Below are 21,875 nucleotides of genomic sequence, written 5' to 3'. Positions count from 1 at the left end.
GGTCTTTTGGAGAAGGCGGAAGGGCGCGGCCCTTCCGCCTTGGTGCGGAAAACCCGAAAGGTGGAAGTGGCCCATGCGCATCATCATCGTTGGCGCGGGAAAGGTCGGTTTCAAGCTGGCGGAGATGCTCTCCCAGATGGAGCACGAGGTGGTAATGGTCGACGAGGACCGGGTCCGGTGCCAGGTGGTGGAAAAGCAGCTCGACGTCCAGACCGTGTGCGGGCAGGCTACCAGCCCGCAGCTGCTGCGGGAAATAGGTGCCCCGCAGACCGACCTGCTGGTGGCGGTTACCGGCGACGACGAAACCAACCTGGTGATCGGCACCATCGCCAAGCAGCTCGGCGTGGGCAAGGTGGTGGCCCGGGTGTCCAACCCGGACTATCTGCCCGAGGACGGGCTGAACTTGGGGGCGAACCTGGGTATAGACCTGCTCATCAACCCGGAACAGGTCACCGCTGCGGCTATCGCCAAGCTGCTCCAGTTCCCTGAGGCAGAAGGGGTGGAGTACTGCGCCGGGGGCAGGATTCAGCTTTTGGAGCTGACCCTTACCGCCCGGACGCCGGTGATAAACCGCAAACTGCGCGATCTGCCGCCCAACCCCCCCTACCTGATAGTGGGTATCATCCGGGGCGACAGGGTGATAATTCCCCGTGGCCAGGATGAGCTTCTGGCCGGCGACCGGGTGTTCGTGCTGGCGCCCAGCCGGCAAATGGAGCAGGTGGAGCACTTCTTCGGGCAAAGGCACCGGCGTACCCAGAACGTGATGGTGGTGGGGGGCACGGGCACGGCCCACTACCTGGCCAAAGAACTGGCCGGCAGGCACATCGAGCTCAAGATTATCGATAAGGATCTGGAACAGTGTGAGGCCTTTACCGAAAAGTTCCCCTCCGCCACGGTAATTCACGGCGACGGAACCGACGTCAAGCTGATGGAGGAAGAAGGCGTCGATCGGGCCGACCTGTTCGCCGCCCTGACCCCGGACGACAAGGTCAATCTGCTGGTATGCCTTCTGGCCAAGACCTTGGGCGCCAAGAAGGTCTTGGCGCAGGTCCGCCGGTCGGACTACGCCCACCTGATGCAAAAGGTCGGCGTGGACGTGGTGGTCAGTCCCCGCTTGCTCACCGCCGCCCAAATCCTCCAGTTCATCCACTACAACCAGATCGCCTTCCTCAGCTTCGTGGGCCAAGACAAGGCGGAAATGATAGAATTCCTGGTCACCTCTCGCTGCCCCCTGGTGGGCAAACCGCTTAAGGAGGCGGGCCTTCCCCGCAACACCATAATAGGAGCCATTGTGCGGGGCGAAGAAGTGCTGATACCGCGGGGCAAAGATGCCCTTCTCGCCGGAGACCACGCGGTAGTTCTGGCCCTGCCCGACGCCGTACCCACCCTGGAACGGATCTTCTGCCTGGAGGGGAGCAGGGGGCATGGATTACCGTATCCTGGCCAGTATACTGGGAAGAGTCTTTATTACCGTTAGCGCCGCCCTGATCTTACCCCTGGTGACCGCCCTTTACCACGGTGAGGCCTGGCTCCCCTTCGCCTGCACTTTGCTGATCGGCGTATCCGCCGGACTGCTGCTGGTACGGCTAGGCAAGAAGGGCGGGGGCCTTTACCGACGCGAAGGCTACTACATCGTGGCCCTGGCCTGGTTGGGGGCTTCCCTGCTGGGAAGCCTTCCCTACCTTATGGCCGGCACCTTCACCAGCTTTGCCGACGCCTTTTTCGAGACCGTCTCCGGCTTCACTACCACCGGGGCCAGCGTGATGACCGACGTGGAAGCTCACGGCCGGGCCGTCCTGCTCTGGCGGGCCCTCACCCAGTGGCTGGGCGGCATGGGCATAGTGGTGCTGACTCTGGCCTTCCTTTCCTTTTTGAGGGCCGGCGGCCTGCATGCGCTACACGCCGAGGTGCCGGGGCCCGCAGTGGAAAAACTAAAACCCAAAATGGCCGCTACCGCCCGGGTGCTGTGGCTGATCTACAGCTCCCTGACCGGGGCGGAGATGCTGCTTCTTTGGGCCCTGGGCATGCCCCTCTTCGACGCCGTGGCCCACTCCTTCACCACCATGGCCACCGGCGGCTTTTCCCCCAAGAACGCCAGCATCGGCTACTACCAAGACCCTTTAATCCACTGGGCCATTACCGGCTTCATGTTCCTGGCCGGCGCCAATTTCGCCCTCTGCCATTCGGCCCTCCGGCGCCGCAGCCTGGCCACCTTCTGGAAAGACCCTGAGTTCCGCTTCTATGCGGGGATAGTATTTGCCGCCGGCTCGGCGGTGGCGGTAGAACTCTACGCACAAGGACGATATTCGGGCGAACCGCTGGTCCGGGCGGCCTTTTTCCAGGTGGTTTCGGTGATGACCACCACCGGTTACGCCACCACCAATTTTGACCTTTGGCCCTCTTTCTCGCGCACCCTCTTGCTGCTGCTGATGTTTGTCGGCGGCTGCTACGGATCCACCGGCGGCGCCATCAAGGTCGGGAGGATCCTGCTTCTGGCCAAGCACACCCTGGCGGAAATAAGAAGGATAATCCACCCTCACGCGGTGCTGCGCGTAACCTGGGGCCGGGAGCAGACGGTGGCCAACGAAGTGGTGGTGGCGGTGCTCAACTACGTCGGCCTCTACCTCTTCCTGGCCGGAATGGGAGTGCTGGCCCTGAGCGCCCTTACCGAGGCCAATTTGGACACCACTTTGAGCGCCGTGGCCACCACCCTGGGCAACGTAGGTCCCGGCCTGGGGGCGGTAGGGCCGGCGGCGAACTTCGCCCACCTTCCCGACGCCGCCAAGTACCTCCTGTCTCTCCTCATGCTGCTGGGAAGGCTTGAGATTTACCCGTTGCTGGCCCTGCTCAGCCGGGAAGGCTGGAGCCGGTAGTAAAGAACCGTGCCGGCCTGACGGTTGCATGCGGGCGAAGAATAGGGGTACAATTCTTGCAGGAGCTGCTTTCCCTGGAGAAAACCGGCTCCGCCAACATCCTCCGGCTCGCCGGCAGCGGTGCGCCGGGCCCTCAGAAAGGAGAATCGGGCTGTGAGGCTCAACGGATCAGAACGAAGAAGGGGGTTCGCGGGCCGTTTGCCGGCCGTGGCGGTGGGGCTGCTGCTCCTGGGACTGGCCGCCTGCACGACTCCCGGTACCGGCACCTCGGAACTGGAAAGCCGCAACCAGGAGCTGGAACGGCAGGTGGAGGAATTGGAGCAGCGTCTCCGGGCGGTCCAGCAGCAGGAGGAAACCATAACCCTTTATCGGCTGGAAAGTTCCCCCACCGAGTTCTGGCTGGTTCCCGAACTGCACCGCCTTCCCCGGCAGTCGAACATGCTCAAGGCGGCCCTGGAAGAACTGATAAAACTGCCTTCCCTGCCCATTCCCAAAGAAACCCGGGTTCTGAACGTTAGCGTGAAGGACTTCGTCGCCTACCCCGATTTCTCCGCGGAAATCACCCGGCTCTCCGTGGGCAGCCAGGGCGAGGCCCTGGTGGTGGCGGCCATCGCCAACACCCTGACCAAGTTCCCGGAAGTGGAAAGGGTTCAGATACTGGTCGAGGGGAAGAAGGTGGAAAGCCTGGCCGGTCACGTTGACATCTCGCAACCGGTGGGCCGGAATGACGCCGTAGTGCGGTTGGAAGGAAGCTCGTAGGCGGCCCGATCGGCTGCCGAGCGGCAAGTTGTGACCGCCGGCCCCTATTTCTCCGCAGACCCGGAGCGGCGCCAGTATTCTTTTCCGAAGGCCCAGAGCACGGAAACCATCAAGCCTAGTACTCCGGCTACGGCCATGTTCAGCGCCGGTCGGGGCCGCACCGGGTCGGGAAGGGTATCGGCCGGCTGCACCACCTGTACACCCTTTAAGGAGGCCAGCTCCCGCTGCAGGCTGAGGTAGCGGTCGGTAAGTCCCAGCTGCACCTCTTCCTGCCCTTGAACGCTGGTAAGGACCATGGCCCGCTCAAACCGGGCTTCTACGGGCTCGTCCGAGGCGGGGGCCGCCAGGAACCGCCGCGATTGCTCGATGGCGGTCTGCACTTCTGCCAGTCTCTGCTTCACCGTGGACAGTTGCTGCTGCAACAGGTTCCGCAGCACGGCAATCTCGCTTTCGCTCTCCCCGGCGTAGAGTTCAATAAGGCTCTTTATCAGCGCCTCACCCGCGGAAGGCTCCGCCGTCTCCAGGGCGATCCGTACCAGGCTGGAGTTCTGGACCGGTTCTACTCTTAGAGCCAACCTGAGCTGCTGGACCGAGACCGGGTCGGAGGCCACGCCCGCCCGCCGGGCCGCCCGGCCCAAAAAATCCGGACTGGTCAGGATCTCCCTGGCCGTGGCGGCGTTAGCGTAAAGCCCTCCCGACATCTGGGGAAGGGCGAACAGGCTCTCCACCCGGTACACCGGGGGCAAGACGTAGCTCCAAACCGCGGCCAACACCACGGCGGCGGCCACCACTGCCGCTACCGGCCACCTGAAGCGCCAGATGACCGCCGCGTATTCCCGGAGATCTATCTCCTCCTCTGCCGCGTATTGACGTCCGATGACTTCCTCGGCCATAAGAGCAACGCCCCTTTCTCAGGACACCGGGTTCGGCCGCGGGGTCCGGCCCCAGGGCGGCGGCCCGGCCCTGCGCTCGTACGACGTATTTAGTGTCATTTCTTCCTTGGAGTACGATTTCCTCCTGGAAACGTGGGCGAGCCTGCGGCACGGACCGGCCGAGCAGCGGCAACAGGGGCATGAGGCGAGTCATCTCCACTTCCCACGGGCAGTCCGGGTTTCCCCCGAGAACCAGGAGTGTCCCCCGGGACAGGACCACGGGATTTTCGGGCCAACAAGCTGGTGGATCCCCACTTCTTCGAGGGCAGTGCTGGTTTTGCCCGAGTACCTGAAGCGTGCCGGGTACCGAACTGGGTGAGAGCGAGCGCGGAGGCCGGTCGGAGGCCAAGGATGGCCGGAGCCGCGCCGGCGCCATGGACGGGTTCTTGCGCGGGAAGCCGGCCGAAGCGCGAAGGTCGAACCCTAGTTTGGTCGGCTAAGCGACCGGTACGAGGGGAAACCAGCACTGCCCCGGGACGAACTGGGGATAACTCGGGCCAACAAGGTGTTGACGTCACGGCCACAAGGACTACAATGGTAAAAAGGAACTACAGAGAAAGGCTGATATGCATGGAGCACGATTCCGGCAGCAGTTCCCCACACTCACGCCTGTGGACCAAGGATTTCTGGCTGATCTCTCTGGCCACTTTCTTCCACCTCTTCTCGTTCCAGATGCTGACGCCCACCCTGCCTACATACGTGCAGACCCTGGGGGCCTCGGAGGGTGTCATCGGTCTGGTGACCGGCCTATTCGCTGCCTCCGCCCTCATGGTACGTCCCTTCATCGGCCGCGAGCTGGATCGCCGGGGCCGCCGGAGTATTTACCGCCTGGGCCTGGTGTTGTTCGCCCTGGCGGTGCTGACCTACCGCTGGGCGTACAGCCCGGGCTGGGTGCTGACGGTACGCCTGGCCCACGGTTTTGCCTGGGGAGTGGCGACTACCGCGGCCGGAACCATTGTAACCGATCTGGTGCCGCCGGAGCGGCGGGGCGAGGGCCTGGGCTACTACGGCATGTTCATGAATTTGGCCCTGGCCATAGCCCCCGCCGCCGGGCTTTACATAATCTACCACTATCACTACCCGCCCCTGTTCTACGCCTCCACCGGCCTGGCCCTGGTCGCCCTTTACCTCGCCACCCGCCTGGGCCAGGATCGGCCGTCTGCCACCTCTCAACGCGCACCGCAGGGCGCGAGCGCCCTTTTCGAGCCCGGGGCCGTTTTCGCGGGCATCCTTGTCCTGCTGTTGAGCTTTGCCCAGGCAGGCATAGGAACCTTTTTGCAGCTTCACGCCCAGCAACGCGGCGTGCCCAACGTGGGTGCGTTCTTCACCGTCCAGGCGCTGGCGTTAATGTGCGTGCGGCCGCTGGCCGGCCGCACTTTCGACCGACGCGGTCCCGGTGTGGTGGTAATACCCGGCCTTTGCGTGGTCATAGTGGCCCTGCTAATGATATCCCGCGCTTCCTCCCTGGCCTGGTTTCTGTTCGGCGGGCTGCTGTACGGCATGGGCCACGGCGCGCTGCTCCCCAGCTTTCAGGCCATGTCGGTAGCGAATCTTCCTCCCGAGCGCCGGGGCGCAGCCAACGCCACCTATTTTTCCGCGTTGGACCTGGGGGTGGGCGCCGGCAGCATTGCCCTGGGCCTGGTCGCGCAAGGGTGGGGGTTCTCGACCATGTACGTTGCCGCAGCCGCCACGATACTGCTTAGCCTGATCATATTCCTTCTGGCCCGACCCGCGCCCGCGCCGCAGGCAACCGCGCGCCTGTCTGAGGAGGAACCGGGGCGCCTCCGGGCCTGACCCCGCCCGCCAGGCCTCAGGTCCTCAGTCGCCTTGTGCCGTCGCCGCCTGCCAGAGAGCTTCCGCCAGAAGCTCCAGGTATTCCCGGTTCTCGAGCTTCTTCACCCACGCTTCCGGAAGCCCCTCGTTGCCGAGCCAGGCCCCGGAAAGGGCACCGGTCATGGCGGCGATGGTGTCCGCATCCCCTCCCAGGCTCACTGCCTCCACCACCGCCCGCTCGAAGCAATGGGGATTCCGGAGAAAACAGCAGACGGCAGTAGGCACGGATCGGAGAGCCTCTACCCCGTTCCCCAACCGGGCGACGAGCTCTTCCTTGTTCCCGGCGGAGACAAGCTCTCTCACCATACGCAGCCTGTCCCTGAATTCCCGGTGGGTGGTAAAACCCATGAGGCGGTCCAGAAACTCGTCCGGAGAAGCCCTGGGGCCCAGAAGCAGGGCCAGGGCTACCGCCTGGGCCTGGATCAGGGCCCCCTCCCGGCCGGAGGGATGGGCATGGGTCAGACTGCTGGCCGACAGGGCCACCTCGCGGAGCCTTGCCGGGCACCGGTGGTAGAAAAGTCCGATGGGTGCCACCCTCATGGCCGCCCCGTTGGTAGAGGAGCCCCCCACGCCCACCGTTTCCGCGGCCCTATCCCACGGCAGCCCCGCTTTCACCATCTCGAAGACGCGCGGCGCCGTCAGCCCGTACCCCCGCCAGGGCTCCCGCTCGTAGTTGTGCAACCAGGTGTTGATCATGTGCCGGGCATCGAAACCCCGGCACGCAATCAAAGACTCGGCCGCTCCCACGGCCATATGCGTATCGTCGGTGTAGCGCAGGACTTCCCGATTGCCGGCGGCCGTCCGGACCTCCGCCTTGCTCACTGCTGCCCGGCCCTCGAAGGGAGCCCCCAGGGCATCGCCGAGAGCCAGGCCCAGCAGGCAGCCCCGGAACTTGGACCGCAACCAAGCGTACGGCTCCATGAAGGCCACCTCTCACCTTTTCCGCCCCCCGATTCTTGCCAGAACATGCCCGGCAATAGCCCGGGCAATATCCGGCTCCGCCACGGATTGGAGTCCTACCCAACCCGGAATCCCGTTGGCTTCGATCACGTACGGGCTACCCTCTACTACGGCCAGGTCAACTCCCAGATAGTCCGCGCCCAGCACCCGGGCCGTATCCACGGCCAACGCCGCCAGCCGCGGGTCGAGATCCGCCGGCTCCGGCCACCCGCCGCAGGCCAGGTTGCTCTTCCAGGACGCCGAACACCTGCGCATGGCGGCCAGGACCGCTCCTCCCAGCACGAAGACCCGCAGATCCTCTTTGTGGTGGCCGAGAAACTGCTGGAGGTAGTACACGTAGCGACCCAGTTCCAGAGAGCGGAAGACCCGGTAAGCAATGTCTGGGTCTTCCAGCAGCACCATCCCCACCCCCCGCGAACCGAAAAGGGGTTTCAGGACTGCCCGGCCCATGGCCTCGAAGGCGGACATGGCCTGGTCGAAACGCTCCACCACCACGGTGGCGGGTACCGGCAGGCCGTGCCCGGCCAGGTGAAAGGTGGTGAAAAACTTGTCCACCGTCTTCTCCAGGACTGCGGGCCGGTTCACCACCAGTACTCCGTCGCCCTCAAGCTGGTGCAGGACGTCCAGCCGGTAGACTACCTGCTCCAGGGAGCCCCCGGGCAGCGATCGCACTACCAGAGCGTCGAGTTCGTGGAGGGCGACACCCGAGAGGTCTTCTACCCGGCAAACGAAGCCCCCTGTCCCCGCCGCCACCCGGCTGACGAACCCCCTGGGGGAGAGACGGCAGACCGTTGCTTCCTCACGCCGCAGGGCTTCCTCCAACAGCCCGGCCTCGCGGCTGTTCCTGCCGGCGAGAATTCCCACCCGTGGACGTTCCATCCCGCCGCGATCACTCCCCCTGGATCTCGGTCAGGGCAAAGGACCGGGCCAGGAGGTCTGCCCGCCTGCTTCCGGCGCGAAAGGTTCGTCCGCTCACCGGGCTGGAAAGGCATACCTCGGCGGGGCTGAACAGGTGCGGATCGATGGCGTAGAAGTCCCCGTACTGCCGCCACAACTCGCCGAAAGGCTTTCCCCAGTCCCGCGAGGCCCGTGAAGGAAGCTCCCTGGCCAGCCTCTCCAGAGCCTCGTCCCCGTCGTCTACCGTGTAGCATACTGTGGAACCGTAAAGCACCGCATCGTTCGTGCGTCCGAGCGCCTCGGTATCGTCGGCCGCGACGGGCGGCACCACGCAGGTACCCCAGGCGCGTACCACCCGCCTGGGGTCGTAATCCACGGCCAGCATCTTGTGGAGCCCGGTTTCCACCATCCGGGCCGCCACCTGCACCGATCCCACCGGGGAGGCGGTGGGCGCCACCAGCACGTATAAACCAGAAGGGGGAACCCCGCACTTCTCCGCGACGTACTCGATTACCGCCGGGGAAGGCAGTTGACCCGCCTCCAGGGCCAGGACGGCGCAGTCGGCCTGCTCCCCGTAACCCAGGCGCCCGACCAACTCCTCTGCCCGGGCCAGAAGGCGGGCCGGACCGGAACCCATAGCCCCGTACCCGTCGCGGCGGAGAGACCAGCCGGCATACTGGCTTCCCAGGCAGGCCAGTGCCGGGTGATCCGTGGCCACCATTACCGCCGGCCAAACCTTTCCCCCGAATTCCCCCGGCAGAAGGGCGACACAGGCCAGATCGGCCAGACAGATCCGGGCAAAATAGAGCCCGGCTTCCCAACCGCCCGGAGCCTGCACGCCGCAGTCGACAACTGTGGCTCCGGCCACTTCGGCAGCCGAGATGCGGAGTTCCCGGCGGCGGGCGAGCATCTCCTGCACCAAGGCTGCCGCCCGCCCGTTCAGGCTCAGTTCGTGCCCGCCCATATCAAGACTTCTCCTTTCCCCAGCTCGTTGTGATCGCCGGTGAACCGGTGAAACCCGCTCCGGACCGCCTCCTCCGGCAGCCGGAAGCCCTCCCTATCCAGGTAATTCTTCAGGACCAGCCAGAAAAGCGGGGTAAAAAGGCCGCCGTACCGGAACGTCGGCAGCAATTCGCAGGGCGAAAAGAGTATCGCGGTTCCCCGCCTCATGGTGGCCCCAACCCGTTCCCCGGCTTCCCCGCAGACCAGGAGCGTGCCGCCCCTCATGCCGTAGCCGGCGAAATCCAGGGCTCCACCGCCCACGGCAATGATGCCCCGGCGCATGCGCGCCCCCACCATCTGTCCGGCCCGGCCGGAAATGATTATCAGTCCGCCTTTCATTCCGGTGGCATAGCCGCAATAGGCCGCTCCCGCCCGGTGCCCGGCATCGCCGAGCACCACGATCTTGCCGCCTTCCAGATGAGCGCCCAGCCAGTCTCCCGCCGTCCCTTCCACCACCAGAAGCCCCGAACGCATTTGGGCCCCGGCGTGGGGCCCTACCGGGCCGACGACGTGGAGCAGGCCGCCGTCCATTCCCGCGCCCACACGCTTGAAGCGGCTCAGATCGCCCTCAACCCGCAAGGCCGCATCTTCTCCCGCTTCCACCGCAAAGTACCTTCCCAGCGGCTCCTCCCGGTTTCCAACCAGGAACCGCAACTCCTCTATCTCGCGCCGGCTCTTGCCGCACAGGTTGGACGGCATGATAATCCCGGCTTCCACCGGTACCGGGGGGGCTTCCCGCAGGCGCAGCACCGTCGGCCGGCGATAATCTTCCGGCGGCCGCCACCGGACCTCGGCCCTCATTGTTCCATCACGTCCCGCAGGCGAATTTGATACTTGCCCAGCTTCCCGCCGTAGTTGCCGGCGGTTATCCTTACCACCCCTTCGCGACAGGCTGCGGTTATACCGAGGCGCATGGCCTCCAGCACCGCCTCCAGCGACAGGCCGTCGAGCACGATCTCCAGCACGGCGTTCGCCTCCTTGGGCACCAGCGTCAGTTCCACTCTTCCCCTGAGGGTGGGGCAGAGCCGCTCGTTGGTGGAGGCGCTGAGGAACTTGTACCTGGACCCCACCTTGCTGCCGCTTCGCACAATGCCGCCGGGAAAAGGAGCGATCACGCCCCGCACCGGGGTTAGGGCTGCCACCGCCGCCTCCGCCGCCTCCAGGGCCGTCTCCACCGAGCGGGCCATGAGGATGAAATTGCCGCCGCCGACTCCTCTGACCACCCCGAATTCCTCGTCTACCAGAAACTCGCCTTCCATGACCGGGATGCGCCAGAAGCGGCGTCCGCCTATCACCTTGCTGGCCTGAAAGCCGTCTCCAAAAAAGCGGAGCCTGCCGCCCACGTTTACCCTGTTCGGCTCCTTGCTCAGCCCGTCAAAGCAAGCCGTGGTGGGAGCGGTCATCACCGCCTGGCCGATACGCAGCAGGAGGTGCTTCTCCAGGTCTTCCCGGCGAGGTGCGAAGAAGAGGCAGTCCACGCCGGGCCGTCCGTCGGGGGTATCCGAAGCCGGCCCCTCCACCCCCGCCTCGATGCCGCAGCCGATTACCGAGGTGGCAAAGCCGGTGGCCGCAGCCGCGGCCTTCCGGGCCCATTGTTCGCTAACGGCGGTAATGGTAACCCGGGCCGCGTACATGGAGAAGGCCTCGGCAAAAGTGTCCTCGATTTCTACCCCGTTCAGGAACAAACTACCACCTCCCGCAGGCGAAAGTAGTCGTCCTCCACCGGGTAGTTGGCCGGAGAAATGCTGTAGTAGCTCGCAAACTCCTGGCGAAAAGCGGAAGGAAACCGGTAGTCGCTTCTGAACTCGACCCCCAGCGTCTTGCCCTCGGCGTCCGCCACCGGCTCGCCTTCCCTGACCACCAGCCGGCCTCTCTTGAAGACGTAGACCGGCCGCGAGAACATGGCCGCCACGTCCTCCTGCTTCCGGTAGAGGACCACATCCGCATCTGCCCCCACCCCCAGATGCCCTTTGCCCTTGAGGCCCAGAGCCCTGGCCGGTCCCGCCCGGGTAGTGATTACCACCTCCTCCAGGCTGTAGGCCCGATCCAGGGACGCCAGTTGGGTCAGCCGGCGCACCCCGGCCGGCAGGCGCTCCAGTTCCGACCGCCGGTAGTCCGGATCCATAAGCAGCCTGATTATTTCCGGGTAGACGTGGAAGGGAGCGCCGTTGGGATGGTCGGTGGTCAGGAACATCTGCCAGGGGTTGACCAGGAGAAGAAGCTCCAGCCCCACGGCCCACTGCACGGCGTTGACGAGAGCGTTCCGGCGGTAGACCATGGGTACCACGCCGGAGCCGGTTTCCAGCTCCAGATCGCAGCTGCCCCACTTGCCCCCGGTCAGGCGATAGAGACTGTACTCCAGGGGGGAATCGGCGGTCATGGTGGCGGCCGGCCCGAACATTACCTGCCCTACGTCCGCCGTGAACTCCGGGTGTTCGTTCAGGAACTCGGCCACCGAGGCCGCCCCGGAACGAAACCGTCCTTTCTTGTTGACGTCATAGGAGTGAAACTGGAGGTGGGCGAAGTGTGCCCGCCTCCCGGCCAGAGCCCGCATGGTTTCCAGCGTGGTCGTCACATTCCCCGCCCGGCCGATGTCGTTGGCGTGAATGTGCACCGGGTGCGGCAGGCCCAGATCTTCGGCGACTTCCACGAGAGCCAGCAGGATATCCCTGGGAGTGATCTCGAAGGGAGGAACCGGCGTGTCCAGGGTAACCGCTCCCCGGCCCCACTTCCAGTTCTCCACCCCTCCCGGGTTGACCACCTTTACGGCGTATCCGCCGGCCGCCCGAAGCAACCAGCCTACCAACTCTTTCAGCAGGCCCCTGTCCCCGGTCTTGATGGCCTTCATGACGAAGTAGTTGTTGCCCATGAGGACGTAGCAGCCCTTGTCCACCAGGGGGAGATCGGCCAGCTCTTCGTGGACGTGCCTGGCCTTAAGAGGCGGCACGCTGGCCTCAAACACGGTGGTGTAGCCCAGGCCGGCGTAGCGGTAGCCGGTTACGAAGATGCTGGGAACCGTGCGGCCGGTACCGGACCGGAAGTCCCGCCTCCGCCTGACCGGGTGCGCGTAGTGGTCCTCGGGCAGCAGGATGCGGCCCGAGGTTACCTTCGGGCCGGCGATATGGCTATGGATTTCCACCGCTCCCGGGGTTACGATCAGACCGGTAGCGTCCAGAACCTCGCACCGCCGGTCCGGGGAAGGCGGGGGGACAATCTTGCCCCCTTCGATAAACAGGTCTCCTACCCGGCCACTCGGCCCGTTGGCGGGGTCAATAATGAGACCGTTGGCGATCCTCAGCACGGGCGATCCTCTCCCTTAATCGTCTCAAGACTTCTTCGTCCGAGGGAAGGCCCAGATCCACGAGCTTCTTTGCCCGTAGGGGAACGTTGTCCATCCGGTAAAAAGTGCCCGCCGCGGCTACCCCGGCCGGGGCTACCGGGATGGTTACCCGGGCGAGGGAAGCCGTTAGGTTGGGGTGAGGATCGATCACGATTACCGGAATGGAGGCCAGGTGCCGAACGCACGTCCCGGGAAGGTGGGCTGCCGGATCGGCGCCTATTACCAGACAGGCGTCGACCTCCCCGCGGGCCAGAAGGTCCACGGCGGTAAACTCGCCGGGATTGAACCGCGGGTATCCGGCACTGAAATTCACCCCGAACGGAAAACCGGTCTGCCAGGCCAGCACGTTCTCGCTCCCGGCCACGTTGCCGTGTCCCCGCATCGGCAGGGCGTGGAACCTGGTGTAGGCGTTGAGTTCCTTTACCAGCGTCAACAGCAACTCCAGGTTGGCCTCCCTTCCCCGGCTCATGGTCAACCCCATGCCGAAGAAGACCGCGCCGTACCGGCATTTCTTCATTAGCTCCGCCAGTCGGGCCCACCTCTCTACGGGCACCCCCGCCGGGTGCCGCCCCTCCACCGCCACCCCCTTGACCAGGGCCCGCAGTACGGTCAGGGCCTCGTAGTCCTGCCCCGGGGCAATCTGCAGGAACTCGTCTGCCAGCCGCGCCGTAGCCGTGGGCCTCACGTCCACTACCACCACGGTTCGGTCCTTTCTCCCTTGGGGCGTCAGCAGTCCCCTGGCGCCGACGGAATAGCGGACGAAATGCCTGGGGCTGGATTCGGCCGGATTGCTCCCCCAGAAGACCACCAGATCGGCCCGGTTCTTCGCCTCGCCCAGGCTGCACGTGGGGAGTCCGGTCTGTTGCCGGGCCATGGTGGAGGGGCCGTGACAGTGAGAGGAAGTGCTGTCGATATTGGCCCCCAGCAGCTCGGCCAGGGCTATGGCCTCCTTCTGCGCCTCGGCCGGGATCGTGCTCAGGCCGTAGATCAGCGGATAGCCGGCCCGCAAGAGCAGCCGGGCCGCCTCCTCCAGGGCCGCCTCCGGGGAAGCCGGCTGCCCGTTTATCGACGGGGAGGCCGTGTCCCGGGCGGCCAGAAACTTGGCCCGGCCAACGGCGCAGGCCCGTCTCACCCCCCGTATGCTCCCGCCCTCCAGCTCCACTTCGAGATCGTCGCAAAGGCTTCCGCAAAAGGTACAGACCACGTCGCCGACGACCACGCCCCTCACTCTCCCGTGCACGGCTCCACACTCACCGCCGTACTCTTGAAAGCAGGCATTCCCGAACCCCCGGTATCCGGATCCACCAGCCGGTTGGCCACCGGGCCCATGGCCAGGCAGAACAGGCCGCCGGGGAGATCTGCTTCCCTGCAGGCGACAACGATCTCTCCGTGAAGGCTCCGCACCCGGACCCTCCCGCCCGGCGCGATGCCCAGTCGGCCCATGTCCTCCCGCGCCATTTCCAATACCGCTACCGTTTCCTGGTACTCGGGCGCTTGCTTGCCCCGGGCTACGGATACGCCCTGCTTCAGACTCCGTACGGTGATCAGGGTTCCGAAAACCGTAGTCAGAAGCGATCACCTCCCGTTGGGATTTTCGGCCAGGCGGAATTCGGCCTGCCCCTCTACGGCCCAGTCTTCGGGCAGCCGCAGGCGCAGACAGGCGTCCAGCAACGCCGCCGCCAGGTTGGTCTTGCTCACCCTGGCCAAAGCCACCCAGGAGTCGGTTATGCGGGGATTGACCTCCAGCACCACCGGGCCGGCCGGGCCGAGAACCATGTCCACCCCCACGTACCCGGCCAGGCCGGGAAGGGCCGCCGGCACGCGGGCGGCCAGAGAGAGTGCCTTCTGGGCCTGGGGATGGGCATAGGGCACGCTAACCCCCCGGTACCGGAAAACTCCCCGCTCGTCCAGGTACACCAATTGCCTGTTCAGGCTCAATGCCAGGCAACGACCCGTGCCGGGCAACACCAGCAGGCTCACGCTCACCGCCTCTCCCGGCACGTAGTCCTGGACCAGGAAGGCGGAGACGGCGGAAGCGGCTTCAATTTGTTCCACCGCCTCACGCAGCCGGGCACCGTCCCGGACCAGGAACGTGGCCGTGGTCCCGGCCCCGTCCAGCGGCTTGACCACCACCGGATAGCACAAGGAACCGGCCACTTCCCGCACCGCCCGCAAGGGAAAAGAACGGCCTCCGGGCACGGGTATTCCCCGTCGGCTCAAGAGGCCGGCGGCAGCTGCCTTGTCCGCCGCCTTTCGAACGCCCAGAGACGTGCTCCCGAGCACCGGTTTCCTCTCCCGTTCCGCCAGGGAGGTCAGTTCCTCGAGCCTCCTTCCGGTTTCCGGGGCAATCAGCACCACCGCCTCGCAGCCGGACAGACAATCCGCAAAGGCCCGCGGGGAACCGGAACACCGAATCTGCAGACGAGGGTGGTCGGCGGGGAAAAGTGGCACCAGATCCTCCCGGAGAACGGTCAACACTTCCACCTCCGGGATCTCTAGGAACTCGCCGATTAGGCTCGCCAGCATTGCATACCCCTCTCGGCCCAGGGCCCCGTTCCCGGCTCCGACTTCCCCACGGGCACAAAACCACTCGTAGGCGAAGACTACCATGCTGCCCCTCTTCCCCCCGGAGGGCACCTGACCGCTCCCCGGCCTTCCTCGGCCTGCCCCAGAACCGCCCTGAGCACCAGCTCCGGATCCGTCCCCTGCACCACCCACGCGTCTGTCCCCGGCGGCACCAGCTCCGGGAAACACGGATCTACCAGTTCGGCCGGCGGGATCGCCGAAGGACATCCCGGTTTTACCAGCACCAGGCGGTCGGCCCCGAGGCGGCGCGCCAGGTAGGCGGCTACAGAATCGGAGGTCGCCTCCCAAGAACGCGGCAATTCCTCCGGCGGCACCTTCCTCATGAAGGAGGCGCACAACAGTACCGTCGGCACCCCGGGAGGAAACGCCTGCCCCGGCCTCCGAAGCCCGGAGATCTCCAGAACCCGGCTTCCCGGCAGGAAGTGGTGCAGAACGTAGCCGTACTGGTCCATAGCCTTTAGCGCCATGAAATGAGCTGCTTCCTGACCCAATCCCAACACGGCCGACCAGTACCTTACCCCGTCCGCAAAAGGGCCACCGCCCGGCACCAGGGCAAGCCGTAGCGGGGTTTCCCGGGCCGCCTTCCCCAAAACGGCAAGGAGCTCCTTTAAAGTCTCCCCGTCTCGTTGGTAAACCAGGCTACCCCCAATCTTCACCAGCGGTTTGGCCGAACGGTTGTCCATACTCCGCCCTCCCCGCCACGGCGGCTGCAAGCCTTTTCGGTCAACCGGCCCCGACCAAGAGGCATTTAACCTCCGGTCACGGCCGGTTACCGGGTCACAGCCGGAACTATCTACGGCCTCCGCCTTGTAGGCAGTCGGCCAGCAGCCAGGCGACGGCGAAAGCGGTCAGGGCCGCCGGCTCCCCGGCCCCGGATTCCTCGCTTGCAGCGGCAACCGGCACGAGCTCCCACCACCGCCGGGCTCCAACCCCCAGCCTTCTGGCCACCTCTGCCAGAAAAGGCACGCCGAGGCCGGCAAGTATCAGCGTGATGCCATCCGGCCAGACCCGGAAGTTCTCTCTTTTCTCCTCCAAACGGTCGGGCCGAAAGAGAAGACGGGCGATCTCCTTTCTGGAAAGCACCTGCCAGATGGCCTCCAGTACCAGGCTCAGGTGTTTTTCCTTTACCTGGTGGGCCAGCAGCAGGATCTCCTCCCATCCCATCGCTTCCAGGTCCTGCGCCACCAGCCGGGCCAACCGGCGGGCGCAGTCCACCGGTCCCGGCGACCTCTTGTCCGGCGCCGGGATACCGTACTGCTCCGCATCCAGCCACCCCAGAAGGCGGTAGACGTCTCCCGCCACGGTGAAGTACTCTGCCGTGGTGCGGCAACATGCGCCGTCAAGATAGACCCGCCCCGCTATGTCCTGAACCGGCGTTCTCAGCAATCCGGTGTACACCAGTTCCCCGCAGGCCAGGCGCTGCTGATCCGTGTATCCGGCCGCCAGCACCTTGTTAGGAACGAGGGGTACGATATCGGTAGTGGTGCTGCCCATGTCCAGCAGCAGGGCCGGGCCCGGACCGGGCCAGCACCGCGACATCACAAGTGCCCCGGCCAGCCAGTTGGCGGCGGCAGCCGCCAGCGGACGGTCGTAAGCGTACGAGAGTTGCTCAAACCGGCAGTCCAGGGTCCAGACCCACACCGGTACGCCCTCGAAGGCCGCTCTCACCGCCTCGAGTATCCGCCTGACTCCCACCACGCGGCTCGCGAACACGTCACAGAGTTCGGCGGTTGTGGTTACCCCTACCGCCTGCAGCCTCTGCTCCGGCACCAAAAGGGAGGCCGAACTCCGCAAGCCCCCGAGGACCCGCTCCAGACCCTCCACGTCTGCGAATACCTGGTGGCTCACGCTCACCCCGCAGCACCGCAGGGGCTCCCCTGCCCCGACCGGAGTTCCGGCAGCGGAAAACAGGAAACAGGCCTTGGTGTTGACGCCACCGATGTCCAGACCCAGAATCAGGCCTGCCACCCCCTGGGTTGGCAGCCGGTGCGCTGCCGGCCGAACCTGTCCTTTGACCGGCCGGCAGTTTCCCTGTACCATAGAGAACGAGGGGAGAATCGTCCGAACGGGAGGAAGCCATGAAGCCTTTTCAGATCATACCGGCCATCGACCTGAAGTCCGGAGTGGTGGTCCACGGCCTGGGAGGAAAGCGGCGGCAGTACCGCCCTGTACGCAGCGCCATTGCCGGTTCCCCCACTCTGGAGGCAGTGGTGGACGCCTGCCAAAGACTCGGTCTTTCCCGTTTTTACGTGGCCGATCTGGACGCTCTGGGCCCCATCCAACCCGGATCCCGTTCCTCGCCGACCCGTCCCCTGCGTCCCACCTCCAACCTGAAGCTGTTGCAGAAACTCCTGACAGACCGGCCGATCACCTGCCTGGTAGATGCCGGCGTAACCTCCCACCGCGAACTGCCCTGCCTTTTCTCGCTGGGAATCCACCAGGCGGTCATGGGGACGGAAACCCTGGCAGACCTCGGCGAGCTCGAAAAGGCGGTCAGGGTCTGGGGACCGGAAAAGATCGTGGTAAGCCTCGACCTCCTGCAGGGCCGGGTCCTCAGTCGCTCCCCGGAACTCCAGCTCCTAACGCCGACCGAAGCCCTTCGCCTGCTTGCGCGCCTGGGCGTTGCCTCGGTAATCCTGCTGGAGATCGACCGGGTGGGTACCGGCCGGGGGATCAACCGCGACCTGGTCTCCCTCTGTCTCCGGACCCTGGAAGCAGAGGCGTTACCGGGCGGTGGTCTTCTCGCCGGCGGCGGGGTGCGGTGCCTCGAGGACCTGAGGTGGCTACAGGAGGCCGGAGCCGCCGGCGCCCTGGTGGCCACCCTGCTTCATCAGGGAAAGCTGACCGTGGAGGACCTGGCCGCCTTCAACTCGGCTGCAGGAGGCGCTTGAGCCTGCCGACCCGTTCCGCCGTGACGCACCCGTTTACCCGGTCGCCCACGCAGGCGGCGGACCGAATCCCGATGACCGTGGGGCACAGGGCGAGCAGTTCGACCACCTCTTCTTCGCCCAGCCTGCCCGCCAGCCCGCTGGTGAGGCCGTTCGCCCGGCAGGTCCCCACAAAGGCCTCCAGCTCGGCGGTGGCCGTCACTCTAGGCAGAGGAGGGCCCGTCTTATCCCAGGTGTCCAGGAGGCAACCCGCGGCTCCGGCTTCCTTTGCCAGCCCCGGCAGGTCGGCCGGGCGCCAGCTACGGCCCGTGGTGTCGGCGTACCCCACGGCCACTACCCGGGGAAGTGTCTCGCCCCCGAGTTCAGCCACCGCCTGCACCACCAGCTTCAGGGTGCGGTCGATTTCCTCCTTTTCCACCCAGCCGGGAAAGCCGATCTTCAAGTAAGCCGGAGCGAAGCCGGCGGCACCCAAGGCCGCCCAGGCGGCCGAGGTGGGCCGGCCGGGATATTCGCCCAGGGCGAGGCTCACCGGTTTTCGTCGGGCTACCGCCTGCATTATCTCGCCCACCGTTCGGGGCTGCGGCGCGCCCAGAGGGCCCTCGGCCGGATTCTTCACGTCGATCACGTCGGCCCCGCCGTGGAGGGCCTCCAGCGCCTCCCGGGCAGAAACCACGCTAACCAGGAGCAACGGCCACGCCTTTTCGGACCGGGAGGTCTCAGGCAACCTTCCTCTCACCTCCTAGGCAACCCCCCGTCTTCCCGGCCGTACTTCCTTCCACCAGCCGGGCCCCTGAAGTAGAAAAGCCAGAAAGAGGGCGGCAGTGACGATATCCGCCGTGGACCCCGGATTGAGGAGGCCAAGGCCTCCGCCGCCCCTCAACCACCGATCCAGCTCGGCCGCCTGCTCCCGGCCGGCCGGCGTCCCCCAGCCCCCGGCGGCGCCGACTGCCCGGGCCCGGAGGGACGCTTCGCCAGAGGCCTCCCGTCCTTTCTTCCGGGCGATCAGGGTATCGCCGGCGCGGGCCAAGAGATAGACGTGGGCGTCTGCCACCGCCTCCGGCAACGGCAGTCCCCGTCTCAGGGCCCGGTCCAGGGCAGGCAGCGCTTCATCCAGAGTCAGGGCGAAGCCGTTCGCGTACTCTCCCGCCACCAGGTCGCGCTCGGCCGCCAGTTTCATGGCCTCGAGCAGGGTAATCTCCGGCCGCTCGGTCTGGGAAACATCGTGGGTGTCCGCCTTTCCCAGGCCCCCGGGTGAGGCCAGCCGGATGGCCCGGTAGACGTGGCCGGCGTCTTCCCGTCCCAAATCCGTCAGGATCCGGGCCAGGGTCCGGCGCAGGGACTCCGGGACTTCCAGGCCCATCCGGCAAGGGTCGGCACATCTTTCGCCCGGCGCCCACTCTGCCCAGGCCCGCGCCAGAGGGGCGAACAGGAGCACGATTCCCAGATTGGTGTTGACCGGCACCCAGGCCCGCGTGGCCTCCACGCACGCCAGGACCGCCCGGCCCACCGAGCAGCTCTCGATTTTTGCCAGCACCCAGGCTATGGCCGCCGCGCTCAGAAGGAAGTCCTCCAGGGTGCAATCGGGAAAGTCGTGATGACGGTTCACGTTGCCTACCTTGGGCGCGGCCACCTCCAGACAGCAGGCGGCCTGGGCCGCCAGCGCGATATCCCGTCTCAGCATCCGCCAACCTCACCGCACGGCCTGAATTCTCCTGCCTTCCAGCGTCCGCAGCGCCCACTCCAGCCTGGCGGCCAGCTGCCGCCGGCAGTGAGCCCAAGAATCTCCGGCCGCCAGCACCGTGCACACCGGGCGTCCCGCCTTCACCGGGGTCCCCGGCTGGGGGATATCCCGCATGCCCCACCGGTACAGCTGCTCCCAGGGCCATTCCGGGCTCACCTTAAAGTCGTAGGGCGCATAAAGTATGGCCTTTCCCCGGCAGGCCGGCCCGGGGCACCCGGCCAGGTCAGGGCCCCAAGCCAACCCCATCCCGCCGCCCCTTTCGTCCCGGTCGCCAAGACCCTCGCCGCTGCAGGCGGAAAGGTGCAGCGGGAAGAGCGGCTTTCCCCTCAATTGCTCGAACAGCTCCACCGAGCCGGACCACCTCGGGTTTACTTCAAGAATCCAAATGCCTTCCGCATTGAGGATGAAATCCACCGTATTCAGCCCTCTGAGGCCGAACCGGGCCGTCAGCGCCCGCGTTGCCTCCACCAGCCTCTCCCTCCAGAAGGGAGGTCTTAGGGCTTCGGGAGGGATCAGGGGGACGATGTTGCCGCCGTAGCCAAACGGCCTTTCCGGCCGGCCGGCCAGGAGCTGGAGACTGGCTCCGATCACTACCGCCCGTTTCCCATCGGCCGCGAAGGTGGCGGAACACGCCAGGCCGGGAACGAATTCCTGTATGACGCAAGTCCCCTCGCCGGCGATTACCGCACCGGACCGTGACCGACCCGCAGGCGGCAGCGGCCGGATCCCTCGACCGCCGCCGCCCCGAAGCGGCTTCACCAGCCACCTCCTGGCTCCGCCCGGCAGCCGGGGCCCTTGCTCCCAGGGGTAGGTCTCCGGGAAGCGGACGCCCGTATCCCTGACGGCCTCGGCCAGCCGAAACGGATTCCTAACCTGCTGCAGGGTATCGGGGGAATTACCCAGCAGCAGCCCTCTCTCCCAGAACCACCGCAGCGCCTCCGGGTGGTTTTCCGGCCCTGAAGCCAAGACCAGGCCGCCTATACCCCCGCCCTTGCCGGCGCCAGACCGGATCTCGTTCTGAGCCAGCTCGAGCAGGGCGGGCACCGTCAACTTCCGTCCTCGCCGCTCCGGGGTAATCACCGGGCAGAAAGCCTGCTGATCCATATCGGCGAAGAAGTCGAAGCCCATTACGCTAAAACCCGACCTGACCGCCGACTCGGCCAGCGCCCGGGTACTGGTACCCACCAGAAGGAGCGTGCCTTGGCTCTTCATAGGTGCCCGCTGAGCTCGTAGATCTCCTCCAGGTCGAAAACCTGGTCGTTGGCCTCGAACAGCCTGCCCAAAGCGGTATGGTGAATCCTCATCTTCAGCCCGCCGATGGCCAGAGCGCCGAACACGATCTTGCCTTCCCGTTCCTCACCGTCGTCCGTGGCCTTGATACCTTCGATCCCTAAAGGCTCTACCGCATTCACATCTGCCAGCACCTTGAGTTCAGGCCGGGAAACCCAGGTCTCTCCGGGCACCAGCCTGACGCCGGCAGCGCCGCAGGCCAGTACTGCTTCTGCTCCGTTCAGGGCTGCCTCCAGGTCCTCCCCTCCGGTGACACAGATGGGCTCCACCTCCAGGCCTCGCTGCTCCCGAAGCTTTTCGGCCGCGGACCGGGCTCTATCCGGGCTTCGGGAGGAGAGCCTGACCCTGGCCCCTTCGCGAGCCAGCAACGCCGCCGCCCTGAGCCCCACCGGCCCGGTTCCGGCCAACACCAGCACCCTTCTGCCCTCCAGCTTCAGAGCCGAAGCCATCTTTCTGACCGCCGCCGCAGCCGTGGTGTTGCAGCCGTTGGCGTCGAACATTACCGAAACCCGGAAAGGTCCGAAGAAGGTCTTGAGAACCTGCCCCATGACCTCCTCCGCCTCGTCCACTTTAGAACCGCCAACGAATATGGCCGTATGCCGCAGGTGGGACACCTTGCGGGTGAACAGTGCCCCGTACACCAGGGCGCCGACTTCCCCGGGCGTCACGCCGCCGTACGGGAGGACCACCTCTGCCCCCGCGTCACAGGCGGTGATGAGGTCGAACGCGCTAGGCTTGGGGTCAACGTCAAGGTGCAGCAGGACCGGTCTCACG

21 protein-coding genes are annotated in these 21,875 nt (G+C 65.9%); 5 read left to right on the top strand and 16 right to left on the bottom strand.

From position 1 onward, the window contains the following. The first annotated feature begins 73 nt into the window (after positions 1 to 73). From trkA to NUV99_00855, 3 genes are all read left to right on the top strand, one after another. Positions 74 to 1,477: a Trk system potassium transporter TrkA gene (gene trkA / locus NUV99_00865; protein MCR4418698.1), complete on the top strand. Its 1,404-nt coding sequence runs from the start codon at positions 74 to 76 to the stop codon at positions 1,475 to 1,477. Beyond that, positions 1,425 to 2,873: a TrkH family potassium uptake protein gene (locus NUV99_00860; GenBank protein ID MCR4418697.1), complete on the top strand. Its 1,449-nt coding sequence runs from the start codon at positions 1,425 to 1,427 to the stop codon at positions 2,871 to 2,873. Before trkA ends, NUV99_00860 begins: the two co-directional genes overlap by 53 nt. 207 nt (positions 2,874 to 3,080) lie before the next feature. Further along, positions 3,081 to 3,632, top strand: a complete 552-nt coding sequence (locus NUV99_00855; GenBank protein ID MCR4418696.1) for a GerMN domain-containing protein — start codon at positions 3,081 to 3,083, stop codon at positions 3,630 to 3,632. A 44-nt stretch (positions 3,633 to 3,676) separates the two neighbouring features. On the opposite strand, the gene NUV99_00850 is transcribed toward NUV99_00855, so the two are convergent. Next, complete coding sequence (locus NUV99_00850; protein ID MCR4418695.1) at positions 3,677 to 4,525, bottom strand: Wzz/FepE/Etk N-terminal domain-containing protein; 849 nt, start codon at positions 4,523 to 4,525, stop codon at positions 3,677 to 3,679. A gap of 573 nt (positions 4,526 to 5,098) precedes the next feature. Here NUV99_00850 and NUV99_00845 point away from each other — a divergent pair. Next, complete coding sequence (locus NUV99_00845) at positions 5,099 to 6,358, top strand: MFS transporter (GenBank protein MCR4418694.1); 1,260 nt, start codon at positions 5,099 to 5,101, stop codon at positions 6,356 to 6,358. A gap of 24 nt (positions 6,359 to 6,382) precedes the next feature. Here NUV99_00845 and NUV99_00840 read toward each other — a convergent pair whose 3' ends face one another. From NUV99_00840 to NUV99_00790, 11 genes are all read right to left on the bottom strand, one after another. Then, entirely contained in the window at positions 6,383 to 7,318 is a 936-nt protein-coding gene (locus tag NUV99_00840) for an ADP-ribosylglycohydrolase family protein (protein MCR4418693.1), read from the bottom strand. Between the two features lie 12 nt (positions 7,319 to 7,330). Further along, a complete protein-coding gene (locus tag NUV99_00835) occupies positions 7,331 to 8,236 on the bottom strand; it encodes a RimK family alpha-L-glutamate ligase (protein ID MCR4418692.1) in 906 nt (301 codons plus the stop codon). 10 nt (positions 8,237 to 8,246) lie between these two features. Next, the gene (mch, locus tag NUV99_00830; protein ID MCR4418691.1) at positions 8,247 to 9,218 is read right to left on the bottom strand and encodes a methenyltetrahydromethanopterin cyclohydrolase; all 972 of its coding nucleotides are present in this window, start codon (positions 9,216 to 9,218) and stop codon (positions 8,247 to 8,249) included. Continuing rightward, positions 9,200 to 10,057, bottom strand: a complete 858-nt coding sequence (locus tag NUV99_00825; protein ID MCR4418690.1) for a formylmethanofuran dehydrogenase subunit C — start codon at positions 10,055 to 10,057, stop codon at positions 9,200 to 9,202. The genes mch and NUV99_00825 overlap by 19 nt, the downstream gene beginning before the upstream one ends. Beyond that, the gene (gene fhcD, locus NUV99_00820; protein MCR4418689.1) at positions 10,054 to 10,941 is read right to left on the bottom strand and encodes a formylmethanofuran--tetrahydromethanopterin N-formyltransferase; all 888 of its coding nucleotides are present in this window, start codon (positions 10,939 to 10,941) and stop codon (positions 10,054 to 10,056) included. Before fhcD ends, NUV99_00825 begins: the two co-directional genes overlap by 4 nt. Beyond that, entirely contained in the window at positions 10,932 to 12,557 is a 1,626-nt protein-coding gene (locus NUV99_00815) for a formylmethanofuran dehydrogenase subunit A (GenBank protein MCR4418688.1), read from the bottom strand. The genes fhcD and NUV99_00815 overlap by 10 nt, the downstream gene beginning before the upstream one ends. Next, positions 12,526 to 13,824, bottom strand: coding sequence for a formylmethanofuran dehydrogenase subunit B (locus NUV99_00810; protein ID MCR4418687.1), 1,299 nt, complete (start codon positions 13,822 to 13,824; stop codon positions 12,526 to 12,528). Before NUV99_00810 ends, NUV99_00815 begins: the two co-directional genes overlap by 32 nt. Then, on the bottom strand, positions 13,821 to 14,141 hold the full coding sequence (locus NUV99_00805) for a formylmethanofuran dehydrogenase (protein ID MCR4418686.1): 321 nt from the start codon (positions 14,139 to 14,141) through the stop codon (positions 13,821 to 13,823). The genes NUV99_00810 and NUV99_00805 overlap by 4 nt, the downstream gene beginning before the upstream one ends. A gap of 30 nt (positions 14,142 to 14,171) precedes the next feature. After that, positions 14,172 to 15,122 carry an ATP-grasp domain-containing protein gene (locus tag NUV99_00800; protein ID MCR4418685.1) on the bottom strand — a complete coding sequence of 317 codons (951 nt, stop codon included), beginning with the start codon at positions 15,120 to 15,122 and terminating at the stop codon, positions 14,172 to 14,174. A 77-nt stretch (positions 15,123 to 15,199) separates the two neighbouring features. After that, positions 15,200 to 15,865, bottom strand: coding sequence for a hypothetical protein (locus NUV99_00795; protein ID MCR4418684.1), 666 nt, complete (start codon positions 15,863 to 15,865; stop codon positions 15,200 to 15,202). A 106-nt stretch (positions 15,866 to 15,971) separates the two neighbouring features. Beyond that, a complete protein-coding gene (locus NUV99_00790; GenBank protein MCR4418683.1) occupies positions 15,972 to 17,150 on the bottom strand; it encodes a hypothetical protein in 1,179 nt (392 codons plus the stop codon). A 110-nt stretch (positions 17,151 to 17,260) separates the two neighbouring features. On the opposite strand from NUV99_00790, the gene NUV99_00785 reads away from it, so the two are divergent. Further along, positions 17,261 to 18,073, top strand: a complete 813-nt coding sequence (locus NUV99_00785; GenBank protein ID MCR4418682.1) for a HisA/HisF-related TIM barrel protein — start codon at positions 17,261 to 17,263, stop codon at positions 18,071 to 18,073. On the opposite strand, the gene NUV99_00780 is transcribed toward NUV99_00785, so the two are convergent. The 4 genes from NUV99_00780 to NUV99_00765 are packed head-to-tail and all read right to left on the bottom strand — an operon-like array spanning position 18,048 to position 21,874. Continuing rightward, the gene (locus tag NUV99_00780) at positions 18,048 to 18,758 is read right to left on the bottom strand and encodes a (5-formylfuran-3-yl)methyl phosphate synthase (protein ID MCR4418681.1); all 711 of its coding nucleotides are present in this window, start codon (positions 18,756 to 18,758) and stop codon (positions 18,048 to 18,050) included. The two genes, NUV99_00785 and NUV99_00780, sit on opposite strands and share 26 nt — an antisense overlap. Before the next feature lie 51 nt (positions 18,759 to 18,809). Next, complete coding sequence (locus NUV99_00775; protein ID MCR4418680.1) at positions 18,810 to 19,751, bottom strand: triphosphoribosyl-dephospho-CoA synthase; 942 nt, start codon at positions 19,749 to 19,751, stop codon at positions 18,810 to 18,812. A gap of 9 nt (positions 19,752 to 19,760) precedes the next feature. Continuing rightward, entirely contained in the window at positions 19,761 to 21,023 is a 1,263-nt protein-coding gene (locus NUV99_00770; protein ID MCR4418679.1) for an ATP-grasp domain-containing protein, read from the bottom strand. Beyond that, the gene (locus NUV99_00765) at positions 21,020 to 21,874 is read right to left on the bottom strand and encodes an NADP-dependent methylenetetrahydromethanopterin/methylenetetrahydrofolate dehydrogenase (protein ID MCR4418678.1); all 855 of its coding nucleotides are present in this window, start codon (positions 21,872 to 21,874) and stop codon (positions 21,020 to 21,022) included. Before NUV99_00765 ends, NUV99_00770 begins: the two co-directional genes overlap by 4 nt. Position 21,875 lies beyond the last annotated feature (1 nt).

Source organism: Clostridia bacterium (assembly GCA_024653205.1).
Classification (GTDB): Bacteria; Bacillota; DSM-521; order Neomoorellales; family SLTJ01; genus JANLFO01.
Note: the sequence above shows the minus strand (reverse complement) of the source record. Positions and strands in the feature narration are given on the sequence as shown.